The 13,098-nt window shown below is 68.8% G+C and carries 16 protein-coding genes; 7 read left to right on the top strand and 9 right to left on the bottom strand.

Going from position 1 to position 13,098, the window contains the following annotated elements; all coding sequences use genetic code 11:
- Positions 1-217: 217 nt before the first annotated feature.
- On the bottom strand, positions 218-856 hold the full coding sequence (locus TabM4_RS04845; RefSeq protein ID WP_434619231.1) for an alpha/beta hydrolase: 639 nt from the start codon (positions 854-856) through the stop codon (positions 218-220).
- A complete protein-coding gene (locus TabM4_RS04850; RefSeq protein ID WP_434619234.1) occupies positions 853-1,764 on the bottom strand; it encodes a ring-cleaving dioxygenase in 912 nt (303 codons plus the stop codon). Before TabM4_RS04850 ends, TabM4_RS04845 begins: the two co-directional genes overlap by 4 nt.
- A gap of 197 nt (positions 1,765-1,961) precedes the next feature.
- On the opposite strand from TabM4_RS04850, the gene aspS reads away from it, so the two are divergent.
- A complete protein-coding gene (gene aspS, locus TabM4_RS04855) occupies positions 1,962-3,743 on the top strand; it encodes an aspartate--tRNA ligase (RefSeq protein ID WP_434621923.1) in 1,782 nt (593 codons plus the stop codon).
- Between the two features lie 145 nt (positions 3,744-3,888).
- Here the strand turns inward: aspS and TabM4_RS04860 are convergent, their stop codons facing one another.
- The 3 genes from TabM4_RS04860 to TabM4_RS04870 all read right to left on the bottom strand — a co-directional run bounded on the left by TabM4_RS04860 (position 3,889) and on the right by TabM4_RS04870 (position 6,449).
- The gene (locus TabM4_RS04860; protein ID WP_434621925.1) at positions 3,889-4,578 is read right to left on the bottom strand and encodes an EI24 domain-containing protein; all 690 of its coding nucleotides are present in this window, start codon (positions 4,576-4,578) and stop codon (positions 3,889-3,891) included.
- Positions 4,579-4,597: 19 nt separating this feature from the next.
- Entirely contained in the window at positions 4,598-5,161 is a 564-nt protein-coding gene (locus tag TabM4_RS04865; RefSeq protein ID WP_434619237.1) for a nitroreductase family protein, read from the bottom strand.
- 172 nt (positions 5,162-5,333) lie between these two features.
- The gene (locus TabM4_RS04870; RefSeq protein WP_434619240.1) at positions 5,334-6,449 is read right to left on the bottom strand and encodes a class II histone deacetylase; all 1,116 of its coding nucleotides are present in this window, start codon (positions 6,447-6,449) and stop codon (positions 5,334-5,336) included.
- 67 nt (positions 6,450-6,516) lie between these two features.
- Between TabM4_RS04870 and TabM4_RS04875 the strand changes: the two genes are divergently transcribed.
- Entirely contained in the window at positions 6,517-6,771 is a 255-nt protein-coding gene (locus tag TabM4_RS04875; protein WP_434619243.1) for a DUF167 domain-containing protein, read from the top strand.
- Positions 6,772-6,907: 136 nt separating this feature from the next.
- Here TabM4_RS04875 and TabM4_RS04880 read toward each other — a convergent pair whose 3' ends face one another.
- Positions 6,908-7,153 (bottom strand): hypothetical protein, encoded by a 246-nt coding sequence (locus TabM4_RS04880; protein WP_434619246.1) that lies wholly within the window; start codon positions 7,151-7,153, stop codon positions 6,908-6,910.
- Between the two features lie 200 nt (positions 7,154-7,353).
- Here TabM4_RS04880 and TabM4_RS04885 point away from each other — a divergent pair, with 200 nt between their 5' ends.
- From TabM4_RS04885 to TabM4_RS04900, 4 genes are all read left to right on the top strand, one after another.
- Complete coding sequence (locus TabM4_RS04885) at positions 7,354-8,085, top strand: M48 family metallopeptidase (RefSeq protein ID WP_434619248.1); 732 nt, start codon at positions 7,354-7,356, stop codon at positions 8,083-8,085.
- 79 nt (positions 8,086-8,164) lie between these two features.
- On the top strand, positions 8,165-8,419 hold the full coding sequence (locus TabM4_RS04890; RefSeq protein ID WP_434619251.1) for a DUF6455 family protein: 255 nt from the start codon (positions 8,165-8,167) through the stop codon (positions 8,417-8,419).
- A gap of 52 nt (positions 8,420-8,471) precedes the next feature.
- The gene (locus TabM4_RS04895; protein WP_434619254.1) at positions 8,472-8,834 is read left to right on the top strand and encodes a YigZ family protein; all 363 of its coding nucleotides are present in this window, start codon (positions 8,472-8,474) and stop codon (positions 8,832-8,834) included.
- 29 nt (positions 8,835-8,863) lie between these two features.
- The gene (locus TabM4_RS04900) at positions 8,864-9,226 is read left to right on the top strand and encodes a diacylglycerol kinase (RefSeq protein WP_434619257.1); all 363 of its coding nucleotides are present in this window, start codon (positions 8,864-8,866) and stop codon (positions 9,224-9,226) included.
- 270 nt (positions 9,227-9,496) lie between these two features.
- Here TabM4_RS04900 and TabM4_RS04905 read toward each other — a convergent pair whose 3' ends face one another.
- The 3 genes from TabM4_RS04905 to rimO form a co-directional block, all read right to left on the bottom strand.
- Positions 9,497-9,880, bottom strand: a complete 384-nt coding sequence (locus TabM4_RS04905) for a thiol-disulfide oxidoreductase DCC family protein (protein WP_434619260.1) — start codon at positions 9,878-9,880, stop codon at positions 9,497-9,499.
- 48 nt (positions 9,881-9,928) lie between these two features.
- Positions 9,929-10,171, bottom strand: a complete 243-nt coding sequence (locus tag TabM4_RS04910) for a CDGSH iron-sulfur domain-containing protein (protein ID WP_434619263.1) — start codon at positions 10,169-10,171, stop codon at positions 9,929-9,931.
- Between the two features lie 64 nt (positions 10,172-10,235).
- Entirely contained in the window at positions 10,236-11,615 is a 1,380-nt protein-coding gene (gene rimO, locus TabM4_RS04915) for a 30S ribosomal protein S12 methylthiotransferase RimO (protein WP_434619266.1), read from the bottom strand.
- A 397-nt stretch (positions 11,616-12,012) separates the two neighbouring features.
- On the opposite strand from rimO, the gene TabM4_RS04920 reads away from it, so the two are divergent.
- Positions 12,013-13,041 (top strand): hydroxyacid dehydrogenase, encoded by a 1,029-nt coding sequence (locus tag TabM4_RS04920; protein ID WP_434619269.1) that lies wholly within the window; start codon positions 12,013-12,015, stop codon positions 13,039-13,041.
- The last annotated feature ends 57 nt before the right edge of the window (positions 13,042-13,098 follow it).

Raw genomic sequence — 13,098 nt, forward strand, 5'->3', positions numbered from 1 at the left:
TGCCGCATCCGGCGCAAGCCTTTCCTGTCGTCGGCGCCTGCGCGCCTCCTCCGGGGTCAAGGGGGGCTCGCCCCCCTCTTGTCCCGCCTTCGGCGTGCCAATTCACCCCTGAGGGTATTTTTCGCCGAGACGAAGGGGTGTTTCGTCTTGGGACAAATACCCTCGGGGGTGAGGAGCGCAGCGACGAGGGGGCGGACAGCCCCCTGCGACGGTCGGATCAGGAGGCAAGCAGGCGTTGCAATGCGGCGATGTCGTCGCGCATCACGCCATGGCCTGCGCCGGGGTAGAGCTTCGTTTCCACCGCCGCGCCGAGGGCGGTGAGGGTGGTGGCGGTTTCCTGCACGCGGGCGAGCGGGATATGCGGATCGCGTTCATGCACCGAGAGCCAGACGCGGCCCTTGCGGTGGCCCGTATAGTCGAACCGCTTCGGCGCATGGCCATAGAGCGCCACGCTGGGCGGGCCTTCCGCATCGGCGGTGCCGACCAGCGCGCCGGAGAAGGCCATGAGGCCTGCCAGCGCCTTGCCGTGGCGGGCATAGGCCTCGGCCGCGAGGCAGGCGCCTTGGGAGAAGCCTGCAAGCCAGATGCTGCCGGCGGGGATGCCCTCGGCCGTCAGGGTGGCGATGGCGTCTTCGACCTGCGCGAGGGCCGCGGTGACGAAGGGTTCCATCTGGGCGCTGGGCGCGAGGAAGGAGGTGGGCCACCAGCTGTTGCCGGGGGCCTCGGGCGCGATGGCGGCCACCTCGGGGAGGGCGGCGTGGGACATCAGCGACAGGATGTCGGTGGCCGAGCCGCCGCGACCGTGCAGGAGCACGATCCCGGCGGTGGCGTTTTGCGTGGGGCCCGCGCGTTTCATGCGGGGACCTTGAGTTTGGGCAGCGTCGCCTCAATCCGGTCGCGCAGGCGTTCGTGCTGCGGTGGGAGTTTGAGCGCGGTGCCCAGCGTTTCGACGGGTTCGTCCACGGCGAAGCCCGGCGGGTCGGTGGCGATTTCGAAGAGGACGCCGCCCGGTTCGCGGAAGTATATCGCGTTGAAGTATTGCCGGTCGATCACCGGCGTCGTGCGGTGGCCGAATTTCAGGAGCGCCTCCTGCCAGTGGTGCTGGTCCTCCTGCGTCTTGGCGCGGAAGGCGACGTGGTGGATCGTGCCCTTGCCGGGGCGGGGCACGGTGGGGACATCGGCGCGCCAGATGTCGATGATGTTGGCGCGGTCGTTGCCGGGGGCCTTGAGCCGCAGGCGTTCGCCGCCGGGGTTGCGTTCGGACCCTTGGACTTCGTAGCCGAAAGCCTCGGTCAGCAGTCGGGCGGTCGGGTCCGGGTCGCGTTCCCAGAGGGTGACGGAGTGGAAGCCGTGGCGGTCGGTCGCGCCTTCGGTTTCGATCAGTTCCACGGGGGCCCCGTCCGGGTCGCGCAGGGTCAGGACGCGCTGTCCGAAGCGTTCGGTGAGGGCGGGGAGGAAGCTGTCGCCCTCCGAAAGCTCGTCGATCATCGCGTCGAAGTCGCCCTTGGGGATGGCATAGGCATAGGCGGAGGCCATGCCGGGGCCGGCGCGGCCGGGGCCTGCCTCGGCGAAGGGGAAGAAGGTGAGGATGGTGCCCGCGCTGCCCGTGCGGTCGCCGTAATAGAGGTGGTAGGTGTCGGGCGCGTCGAAGTTCACCGTCTTCTTCACGAGGCGCTGTTTCAGGGTGCCCGCGTAGAAGTCGACATTCGCCTGCGGCGGGCCGGAGATGGCGGTGACGTGGTGGAGTCCGGGGATCTTGGTCATGGCTTTGCCCTTTCGGGTGATGTTTGCTGTTGCGTCCCATATGGGGCCGGTGCGCGGATGTGGGAAGCGGGCAGGGGCGCGCGGGCGTTGTGCAGGGTTGCACGGAGGGGCTGTGCGGGCCTTGCGGGCCTTGACTTCGCCTGCGGCAAGGGGTGTATCGGCGCGATGATCGAAGATGCCTCGCAAGGGGGAGCATGATGCACGCCTATCGCAGCCATACCTGCGCCGAATTGAACAAGGCCCATGTGGGCGAGACGGTCCGCCTGTCGGGCTGGGTGCATCGCGTGCGCGACCACGGCGGCGTGCTGTTCATCGACCTGCGCGACCATTACGGGATCACGCAGGTTCTGGCGGACAGTGACTCGCCCGCCTTTGCCGCCATCGAGAAGGTGCGGGCGGAGTGGGTCATCTGCATCGACGGGCGGGTGAAGGCGCGGGATGCGGCGCTGGTGAACCCCAAGATCCCGACCGGGGAGGTGGAGGTCTATGCGACGGGGATGACGGTGCTGGGTGCGGCGGAAGAGCTGCCGATGCCGGTCTTCGGTGAGGTGGATTACCCGGAAGAGACGCGGTTGACCTATCGCTTCCTCGACCTGCGGCGGGAGAAGCTGCATCGCAACATGATGCTGCGGTCGAATGTCGTGCGGTCCTTGCGCAACCGGATGTGGGGTCAGGGGTTCAACGAATTCCAGACGCCGATCATCACGGCGTCTTCGCCGGAAGGCGCGCGGGACTTCCTTGTTCCCAGCCGTCTGCATCCGGGCAAGTTCTATGCGCTGCCGCAGGCGCCGCAGCAGTTCAAGCAGTTGATCATGGTGGCGGGGTTCGACCGTTACTTCCAGATCGCGCCCTGTTTCCGGGACGAGGATCCGCGCGCGGATCGTTCGCCCACCGATTTCTACCAGCTGGACGTGGAGATGAGCTTCGTCGAGCAGGAGGATGTGTTCGCCGCAGTGCAGCCCGTCATTCAGGGGCTGTTCGAGGAGTTCCGGCCGGATTGCAAGGTGCCCGCCGAGTGGCCGCGCATTGCTTACAAGGATTCGCTGTTGTGGTACGGCAGCGACAAGCCGGACCTGCGCAACCCGATCAAGATGCAGATCGTGTCGGAGCATTTCCGGGGTTCGGGCTTTGCGGTGTTCGCGAAGCTTCTGGAGAATGAGGGGACCGAGGTTCGCGCGATCCCAGCGCCGACGGGGGGCAGCCGGAAGTTCTGTGACCGGATGAATGCCTTTGCCCAGAAGGAAGGTCTGCCGGGGATGGGCTACATCTTCTGGCGCGAGGCCGAGGACGGGTCGGGGATGGAGGCGGCGGGGCCGCTGGCCAAGAATATCGGGCCCGAACGGACCGAGGCGATCCGTCAGCAGCTTGGGCTGGGGCTGGGAGATGCGGCCTTCTTCCTTGGCGGGAAGCCGGAGCAGTTCCTGTCCGTCGCGGGCAAGGCGAGGAACGAGATCGGGCGGGAGTTGGGGCTGGCGGAGACGGATACGTTCCGCTTTGCCTGGATCGTGGACTTCCCGATGTATGAAAAGACCGATGACGGGAAGATCGACTTTTCCCACAACCCCTTCTCCATGCCGCAGGGCGGGATGGAGGCGCTGATGGGCGACCCTTTGGCGGTGCATGCCTATCAGTATGACCTTGCCTGCAACGGGTATGAGCTGATTTCGGGCGGCATCCGGAACCACAAGCCGGAGATCATGTACAAGGCCTTTGAACTGGCGGGCTATCCGAATTCGGAGGTGGACAAGCGGTTCGGGGGCATGGTGAAGGCGTTCAAATACGGGGCGCCGCCGCACGGGGGCTGTGCCATGGGGATCGACCGGGCGGTGATGCTGCTGGCGGATGAGCAGAACATCCGCGAGGTGATCATGTTCCCGATGAACCAGCGGGCGGAGGACCTGCTGATGGGCGCGCCGAGCGAACCCACGAACGAGCAGTTGCGGGAATTGCGGCTGCGGGTCGTGCCGAAGGATCAGTGATCCCCCCTTCGTGCCGGGGACAAATACCCTCAGGGGGTGAATTGGCCGGAACGGCCAAGAGGGGGCGGAACGCCCCCTGACCCCGGAGGAGGCGCGCATGCGCCGACGACAGGAAAGGCTTGCGGCGGCACGCCGCTCCGCCGGATCAGCGGCGGTTCAGGCGGTGGAAGAGGTGGGTGAAGGTCGCCACGCCGAAGACCGGGATCAGAAGGTTCACCAGCGGGATCGACAGGGGCGCGGCCATAAGGACGCCCGCGCCCCAGATCCGGGCCTTGTTCGCGCGCCAGAGCGCCTTGGCCTCGTCCCGCCCGATGCGGCGCTGGGCCACGAGGGTGAAATATTCCCGCCCCAGCAGGTAGCCGTTCACCGACCAGAAGAGCACGGGCACCAGCGGCCCCGCGAAGGGCCAGAGGAAGAGCGCGATCAGGTTCGCGGCCAGCGCGATGCCGAAGAAGTTCACCGCGCCGATCAGCCCCTCGCTCAGGCGCTGCGGGCGGGCGTCGGGGAGGGTGGGGAAATGGCGGTCCTCCACCGCATCCACCACGTCTTCCAGAAACAGGCCCGTGAAGGCCGAGGCGACGGGGACCATGAGGAAGACCGAGGCCAGCAGCATCAGGAGGATGGAGCCGAAGGAGAGCAGCGTGTCCAGCCCGCCCACGGGGCCGAGCAGGGGAAGGGTGGTGGTTTCGGGCACCAGCCATTGGATCGCCACCAGCATCAGCGCATAGACGGCGACGAGCAGGGCGAGCGTCAGCGCCACGCCCAGAAGCACCACGCGGCGGAAGCGCGCGTCGGTCCATTGGCCGAGCGCGGCGAGGAAGGATGACAGGATCATGCCCATGGCGCGCCGCTCCTCAGGCCCATGTCACGGTTTGGGCGGGGTCGGGGCGCGGGCGGTCGGGGGCGGGGGCGGCGCGGGTGCCGATATGGATGATGCCCGCGACCCATTCCTGCGGGGCGCAGCCGAAGGCGCGGGTGATGAAGGGGCGGTCATGGCTGACCCATCCGGTCAGCCATTGCGCGCCCCATCCGGCGGCGGTGGCGGCGTTCACGAGGCCCGCGCAGAGCGCGCCGGCGGAGAGGGTCTGTTCGATTTCGGGCACCTTTTCGGCCGGTTTCGGCGCGGCGATCACCACGATGGCGCAATGCGAGCGGTCGAACTGGCCGCGCCCTTTTTCGATCCGCAGGGGATCGTCGCCCAATTCGCGGGCCCGCGCCTCGCCGAGATCGGCCCAGCGGGCGAGGGCGGGGCGGTAACCCACGACCAGCCGCCATGGCTGCAGGTTGCCGTGATCGGGCACGCGCAGGGCGGCGCGCAGGATGGGTTCCAGCGCGGCGCGGTCGGGGGCGGGGCCCTGCATTGCCTTGGAAGGGTAGGATTGCCGGGTGGCGAGGAAGGTGAACGCGTCCTGTGTCATCTGCGGGTGCCTTTTCCCCCGGCCTTGGCGCGGGGCGGTAAGGTGGGGTTTCTGGCGGAGCGGGCCGAGGGGCCCGCATTGCTTTCGTTTCGCCTGCGCGCGTGCCGCGCATCCGGCTCGGGTTCATTGGGTATTTGGGCCGGGATGAAGGGGCAAGGGGGGTCTTGTGGCATCAGGCGGTCGTGAAGAGGGTTTCCAGATCGTCGATCCATGCGGAGAGGAAGGCGTCGAAGCGGGCGTCGGGCTGGCGGGCATTCAGGGTGGCGGCCAGCGGATCGGGGGCGTCGATGGGGCTTTGCGCCAGTTCGGCGATGACGGCATGGCCGCAGAAGGGGACATAGGCCTCGGAGTAGCCGCCTTCGTGGACGGCGAGGAGGCGGCCCGCGCAGAGCATTTCGGCGGCCTCGCGCGTCAGGCGGGTGAGGGCGCGGAAGGTTTCGGCCGTGGCGAGCATGCGCCCCAGCGGATCGAGCGCGGCGGCGTCGAAGCCGCAGGCGATGAGGATCGCGTCGGGTTGGTGGGCGTGCAGCGCGGGGAGGACGAGGCGGGTGAAGGCCTCGATATAGCCCTTGTGGCCGGTGCCGGGGGGGAGGGGGATGTTGAGATTGGTGCCATGGGCGGCGCCGGTTCCCCGGACCTCGGCCCCGCCGGTATCGGTGGGATAGTTGCGGTCCTGATGCAGGGAGATGGTGAGGATTTCGGGATCGTCGAGGAAGATCGCCTCGGTCCCGTTGCCGTGGTGGACGTCCCAGTCGATGACGGCGAAGCGTCGCGCGGGGGTTTCGGCCTGTGCGGCGCGGATGGCGATGGCGATGTTGGCGAGCAGGCAGAAGCCGTTGGGGCGGTCGGGCAGGCAATGGTGGCCGGGCGGGCGGGAGAGGGCATAGGCATTGGTGACGCTGCCATTCAGCACGTCCAGCAATGCCTGTTTGGCGAGGCCTGCCGAGAGGGTGGCGATGTCATAGCCGCCCTTGCCGAAGGGCGCGCGGGGGCCGAGTTCGCCGCCTTCGGCATCGGACAGGGCCTTGAAGCGGTCGATATAGCTGGCGGGATGGACGCGGAGCAGGTCGTCGCGGGTGGCGGGCTCTGCGCCGCGGGTGGAGAGGGTGGCGAGGAGGCCCGTCACCTCGAGCAGGTTCTTCAGACGGCGTTTGGTTTCGGGGTTTTCGGGCAGGCCCGCGCCGGGCTGGACGAGGCCGCCCATCGGGCCGCCGACCGGAAGGGTCAGGGCGTAATGGCCGCCATGGTGCCAGAAGCAGCGTTCGTCGGAATAGAAGCCGGTGGTCATGGGTTGCGCCCTCTTGTCGGTTTGGGGAGGTTAGGCGTAGGGCGGCGGGAAGGCCAGAGGGTCGAGGATGCGGAAGGGCGAACAGGCGGCGCTGGCGGTGTCGGGGGCGGAATTCGCGGTCAGGGTGACGCCGCGCGCAAGGGTGGCCTCTTGCGTGCTGGAAGGGGGTGTCTGGCGCATCGCGGTGGGCGCGCCGCCGGAGGATGGCCGCGCCAATGCGGCGGTGGCGGAGGTTCTGGCCCATGCGCTGGGGGTGGCGAAGGGGCGGCTGGTGCTGGTGCGCGGGGCCACGTCGCGGGAGAAGCGGTTCCGGCTGGAGTGAGGGGCGGTTGGCCCGGGGTGGGGCGTCTGGAGGGGCGGCGCTGTTCGGGCCGGCGGGCGCTGTGGTGCGGGAGGTCCCGGGTCAGGCCCGGGACGGGTGGGATCGGGGGCGGGCCGGGGCTGGGATCGGGGCGCGGTCAGCCCTTGGCGGGCTTGCCTTCGATGCGGTAGCTGCCTTCGGGCAGGTTCAGCGCGGCGGCGAGGTCGCGCAGCTGCGTCATCGACAGGGTAATGCGGACGGGTTCCTCGGTCATCGGGTCGAGTTGTTCCAGCGTCACGCAATCGTCGAAGGCGAGGATGGTGATGTCTTCCATCAGCCCCTCATGCCCCTCGTCGATGAGGGTGATCACGGTGGCGTCGAAATCGTGCTCGATGGTGAACATGGGGGAAGGCTAGCCCGTGCGGGGGCGGGGGCGCAATGGGGAAATCGGGGAAGGCGGCGGGGGGGCGGCGGGGGAACGCTGACATGGGCGTGAAGGCGCGGGCGGGGGCTGGTCCGTGGCGCGTGCTTTGCTAGATTGGAGGGAAAGAGATTTGCAGCCCCCTGCCCGCAGGGCGGGGGCGGGGCGGACGGGCAGGAAAGATGCGGGCAATCCTTGGACTTGTGCTGGCGGTGGCGGGGCTTTCGGCCTGCGTGCCGACCTATGAGACGGGCGCACCGATGGGTGTGCCGCCCGTGCAGCCCGCAGCGGCGGCGGTGCCGGCGCCTCTGGCTCCGCGGCAGGCGGCGGACAATTTCATTCGCGTGGTCAGCCGGCTGGAGCCGATGGCCGAGGAGATCTGCCTTGCCCGCACGCGGGGGGTGAATTGCGATTTCCAGATCGTCATCGACGACCGGCCGGGGCAGGGGCCGAATGCCTTCCAGACGCTGGACGGGACGGGGCGGCCGATCCTTGGCTTCAACCTCGCGCTGATTGCCGATGCGCGGAACCCCGACGAGATCGCCTTCGTCCTTGGGCATGAGGCGAGCCACCACATCCTTGGCCATATCCCGCAAAGCCAGCAGACGGCGATGGCGGGGGCGGTGATGGCGGGCATCCTTGCGCAGGCGACGGGGGCCGATCCGGGCGTGGTGCAATCGGCGCAGCGGATGGGGGCCACGGTGGGGGCGCGGCGCTATTCGCGCGCCTTCGAATTGGAGGCGGATGCGCTGGGCGCGGAGATCGCCTATTACGCGGGCTATGATCCGGTGCTGGGGGCAGGGTTCTTTGACCGGCTGCCCGATCCCGGCGACCAGTTCCTTGGCAGCCACCCGCCCAATGCGCAGCGCAAGGCGCAGGTGGCGGCGGTGGTGGCGCGGCTGCGCGGCTATTGATCCGGGTTGATTTGCGTCAATGCGTCGCGGGTCCGCCGCAGGCACATTGCCCCTTGCGCGGACATGGAAGGATGCGGCGATGATGGGATATGTGGAGGCACCCAAGGCTTGGGGCCTGACGCGGGGCATGGGGCGCGTGATCGGGGTGAACCTGACGGATGCGGTCGTGGAGGGCTGGCTTGCTCGGACGGAACTGGCCGAACTGGTGGACCGCTGTCAGGCCTGCGACCGGTCGGAGGATTGCACGCGCTGGCTGGCGCGGACGGTGAAGGCCGAGGCGCTGCCCGCCTTTTGCCCGAACAAGGCGGGGATCGAGGCGCTGGTCGCGCGCTGAGGGCTTTGCCGAGGCTTGAGGTGGCGGGCGGGGCGTGACAGGGTCGCGCCCCATGAGGAAGCTGGGCGAGATCCTGCGCGACCGGGGGTCGCGCTATGCCGTATCGGGCGGGCCTGTCGCGGGCCGCGCCGGGGTGGAGGCCTTTCTGGCCGAGTTGAAGCGCGAGAAGCGCTATGCCAAGGCCACGCATAACACATGGGCTGCCGTGCTGACGGAGGGGGGCGCGGTGAAGGGCGACGACGGGGAGTCGGGCGCCGGGGCGGTGATCCTGAAGATGCTGGAGCGGGCGGAGTTGCGGGACCATGTGGTGGTGGTCACGCGCTGGTATGGCGGGGTGCATCTGGGGGGCGACCGCTTTGCCCATGTGGTGACCTGCGTGCGGGCCTATCTCGACGACTTGGGCCGGGCGGGGTAAGCCTTGACGCAAGGGCAGGGGGTGTCGGCATGATCGGGTGGTTGAAGGCCGAGCTGCGGCGGATCGGGAATACGACGAAATGGTCGTGGGAAGGCTGGTGCGCGGCCTGGGTGCGGGAGAAGTCGCTGCGGCAATGGGCGGTGGTGAACGTGATCTCGGCCGGGGCGGCCTTTGCGGTGGAGATGACGCCGGGGGAGCGGGCGCTGATCCTTGCGCTGGGATTGCTGCTGCTGGCGGCGGAGTTGATGAACACGGCCATCGAGGAGGTGGTGGATTACATCTCCGAGGAGATCGACCCGCGGGCGAAACGGGCGAAGGATGCGGGGTCGGCGGTGGTGGCGGTGACGGCCATCGCGGGCGGGGTGGCGTGGCTGGTGATCCTGATCGGCTAGGCGATTTCTGACGCAGAAATCGCGTCGGAATTTGGCACAAATTCCGGGTGGGGGGCCGTTTCCTGCGTGGGGCACGGGATGCAAGCGGCGTCGGCCTTCGCCTTCCGCCCCTGCATGCGCAGGTGCGCGTCTTGGGAGGGGCGATCCGGTCGCAGGATGATCGTTCTGCGGGAACGAGGGACGCTGCGGCCCGGGCCTGACCCGGGGCCTCAAGACTGCTTCGGCACGAACCCCCTCCCATCGCGTCCGGCGCAAAGTGGAGGCTCCGGGTCAGGCCCGGGGCGGGGTTGCCCCGGCTTTGGCCTGCCTGCGCAGATGCGCGCGGTAGAGCAGGGGCGCGGCGATGCGGTCGTAGAGCAGCGTCGCGACCGGACGGATGACGGGCAGGCCCGTCAGGCGGGAGAGCCAGCGCCAGCGGGGCAAGGTTGCCCAGATGGCGCGGAAGGCCTCCAGCCCCGACAGGAGTTCTCCACCGCGCAGCACATGCAGGCGGCGGGCGGCCTGATCCGGCGTCAGGCCCCAGCAGGCGGCGTCTTCCAGCCGGTCGAACCGCAAAGGCGCGCCGTCGCGGGTGGCGGCGGCGCGGTAGTGGTCGATCTCGAACCGGCAGACGGGGCAGGTGTCGTTGTAGAGGATGCGGGTCTCGTCGGTCATGTCCCGGAAGCTAGGCGCGGGACGCCCCGCGCCAAGCCGGGTGCGACATCAGAGCTTCGAGTGGGTGCCGTCGCAGAAGGGGGCCTTCGCCGATGCCTTGCAGCCGCAGAAGAAGAGCTTCTTGCCTTCCTCCGCCGTCACCTTCACCGGGGTGAAGGATGTCCCCTTGTGGCTGCCGTCGCAGAAGGGCTGGTTCTTGGACTGCCCGCAGGCGCACCAGAAATAGCTTTTGCCCGCCTCCACCTCGACCGGGTAGGGGGCTTTCTGGGCGATCTTGGGGACGTCGGTCATGGGGCTGGCTCCTGCTGGCTGTGGGCCTGCAGGATGTGCGGCGCGCTGCGCTGCGGTCAAGCGGTCAGACCCGACGTCCCCAGAGGTCGTATTCGCCCGCCTCCTCCACCTCGACCGTGACGATGTCGCCGGGGGAGAGGGTGTCGAAATCCTCGTCGATGAAGAGGTTGCCGTCGATTTCGGGCGCGTCGGCCTTGGTGCGGCAGGTGGCGCCTTCGGCGTCGACCTCGTCCACGATGACCTGCATCGTCCGGCCGACCTTGGCGGCGAGTTTGGCGGCGGAGATGGCTTGCGCCTTCTCCATGAAGCGTTCCCAGCGGTCCTGCTTCACCTCCTCCGGGACGTGGTCGGGCAGGGCGTTGGAGCGGGCGCCGGGGACGTTTTCGTATTTGAAGCAGCCGACGCGGTCGAGTTGCGCCTCGTCCAGCCAGTCGAGGAGCGTCTGGAATTCCTGCTCCGTCTCGCCGGGATAGCCCACGATGAAGGTGGAGCGCAGCGTGATGTCGGGGCAGGTGGCGCGCCAAGCCGCGATCTCGTCCAGCGTGCGGGCGGCGGCGGCGGGGCGGGCCATGCGTTTGAGCGTGTCGGGGTGCGCGTGCTGGAAGGGGATGTCGAGATAGGGAAGGATCAGCCCTTCCGCCATCAGCGGGATCAGGTCGCGGACATGGGGGTAGGGGTAGACATAGTGCAGGCGCACCCATGCGCCGAGTTGCCCCATCTCGCGCGCGAGGTCGGTGATATGGGCGCGGACGGCGCGGTCCTTCCAGGGGCTCTCGTCATGCTTGCGGTCGACGCCATAGGCGGAGGTGTCCTGAGAGATCACGAGGAGTTCGCGCACCCCCGCCTCGACCAGCTTCTCCGCCTCGCGCAGGATGGCGTTGGCGGGGCGGCTGACGAGTTTGCCGCGCATGTCGGGGATGATGCAGAACTTGCACTTGTGGTTGCAGCCTTCGGAAATCTTCAGATAGCTGTAATGGCGCGGGGTGAGTTTCACGCCGCTCGCGGGCAGCAGGTCGATGAAAGGATCGGGTTTCGGCGGCACGGCCCCGTGGACGGCGTCCAGCACCTGTTCGTATTGGTGCGGTCCGGTGACGGCCAGCACCTTGGGATGCGCGCCGGTGATGTAATCGGGCTCCGCGCCGAGGCAGCCGGTGACGATGACGCGGCCGTTTTCCTTCAGCGCCTCGCCGATGGCGTCGAGGCTTTCGGCGCGGGCGCTGTCGAGGAAACCGCAGGTGTTGACGATGACGGCGTCCGCGCCCGCGTAATCGGGGGAGATCGCGTAGCCTTCGGCGCGCAGGCGGGTGAGGATGCGCTCGCTGTCGACCAGCGCCTTGGGGCAGCCGAGGGAGACCATGCCGATGGTGGGCTGCCCCGCGCGGCGTTCGTCGGGAACGGAGGCGCGGGCAAGGTCGGGGCGGAGGTTCGGCGGGTTCTGGGTCATGCGCCCGCCCATAGCGCAAAGGCCGCGCTTCGTGAAGGGCGGTGATCCGGCGGAGCGGCGTGCCGCCGCGGGTCTTTTGTCTCGCCTCCCTCGCGTGCCGCGCGTCCGGCTCGGAAGCCGGGGGTCCCCCCCGGACCCCCGGGGTATTTGGGCCGAGACGAAGCGGTATGCCCTTCGGACCGGGCGAAAATACCCTCGGGGGTGAATTGGCACGCGCAGCGGGCCAAGAGGGGGCGGAAAGCCCCCTGAACGCCGAGCCGGACGCGCGGCACGCGCGGGAGGCGAGAGAAAAGGCTTGCGTGGAACACGCGCATTCGGATCACCGGCGGGGGCCGGGGGGGCCGCTTGCCCCGGCGCGGGGGGCGGCATAGCCTGCCGGGCGAGAGGAGACCTTCCGATGACCGACACCCGTCCGCTGATCCTGTCCTGCCCGCTGCCGCGCAGCCTGCCTTTGATCTTCGCCGAGGATCGTCTGGCCGAGTTGCGCGCCCGCTTCCGCATCGTCGAGACGACGGATGAGGGGTTGCCGGGCCTGCCCGATGCAGTGCTTGGCGAGGCGCGCTATATCATAGGTCAGCCGCCGCTGGATGCGGCCACGCTGGCGCGGCTGTCTTCCCTGCGCTGCATCTTCAACGTCGAATCGAACCTCCTGAACAACATGCCCTATGACGAGGTGTTCCAGCGCGGCATCCATGTCGTGACCACCGGGGCGGTCTTTGCCCAGCCGGTGGCCGAGATCGGGCTGGGGTTCGCCCTTTCGCTTCTGCGCAACATCCACGGGGCGGATGCCGATTTCCGGGCGGGGCGCGAGCTTTGGGGTGGCGAGGGGAACGGGATGGCGTGGCTTCTGACCGGGGCGGAGGTGGGCATCCTTGGCTTTGGCGATCTGGGACGGGCCTGCGCGCAGGTGCTGGAGGGGTTCCGGCCCCGGCTTCGGGTCTTCGATCCGTGGTTGCCGCCCTCGCGCATCCGGGCGGCGGGGGCCCTACCCTGCGGGCTGGAGGAGGTGATGGCGCAATCCGACGTCGTCTTCTGCACGGCGGCGGTGACGAGCGAGAATCGCGGCTTCCTCGGGGCTGCCGAATTCGCGGCGATGCGGAAGGGCGCGCTGTTCCTGCTTTTGTCGCGGGCGGATGTGGTGGATTTCGGGGCGCTGATGGCGGCGGTGCGCGAGGGGCATATCCTTGCCGCGTCGGACGTGTTTCCGGAGGAGCCCTTGCCCGGCGATCATCCGGTGCGGTCCATTCCCGGTTTCCTGTTGTCGGCGCATCGGGCCGGGGCGCTGGACGTGGCCTTCAAGCGGATGGGCGAGATGGTGCTGGAGGATCTTTCGCTGCTGGAGCGGGGCCTGCCGCCCATGGTCTGCAAGCGGGCCGAGCGCGAGACGGTGGCGCGGTTCCGGTCGCGGCCCGTGGCGGTGAACTGATCCGCCGAAGGCTCGGGCGGGCGCTTGCCCATGTGGCGGGCGGGGGCTTAACCTGCG

It is taken from the genome of Tabrizicola sp. M-4, assembly GCF_051132405.1.
Lineage (GTDB): Bacteria > Pseudomonadota > Alphaproteobacteria > Rhodobacterales > Rhodobacteraceae > Paragemmobacter.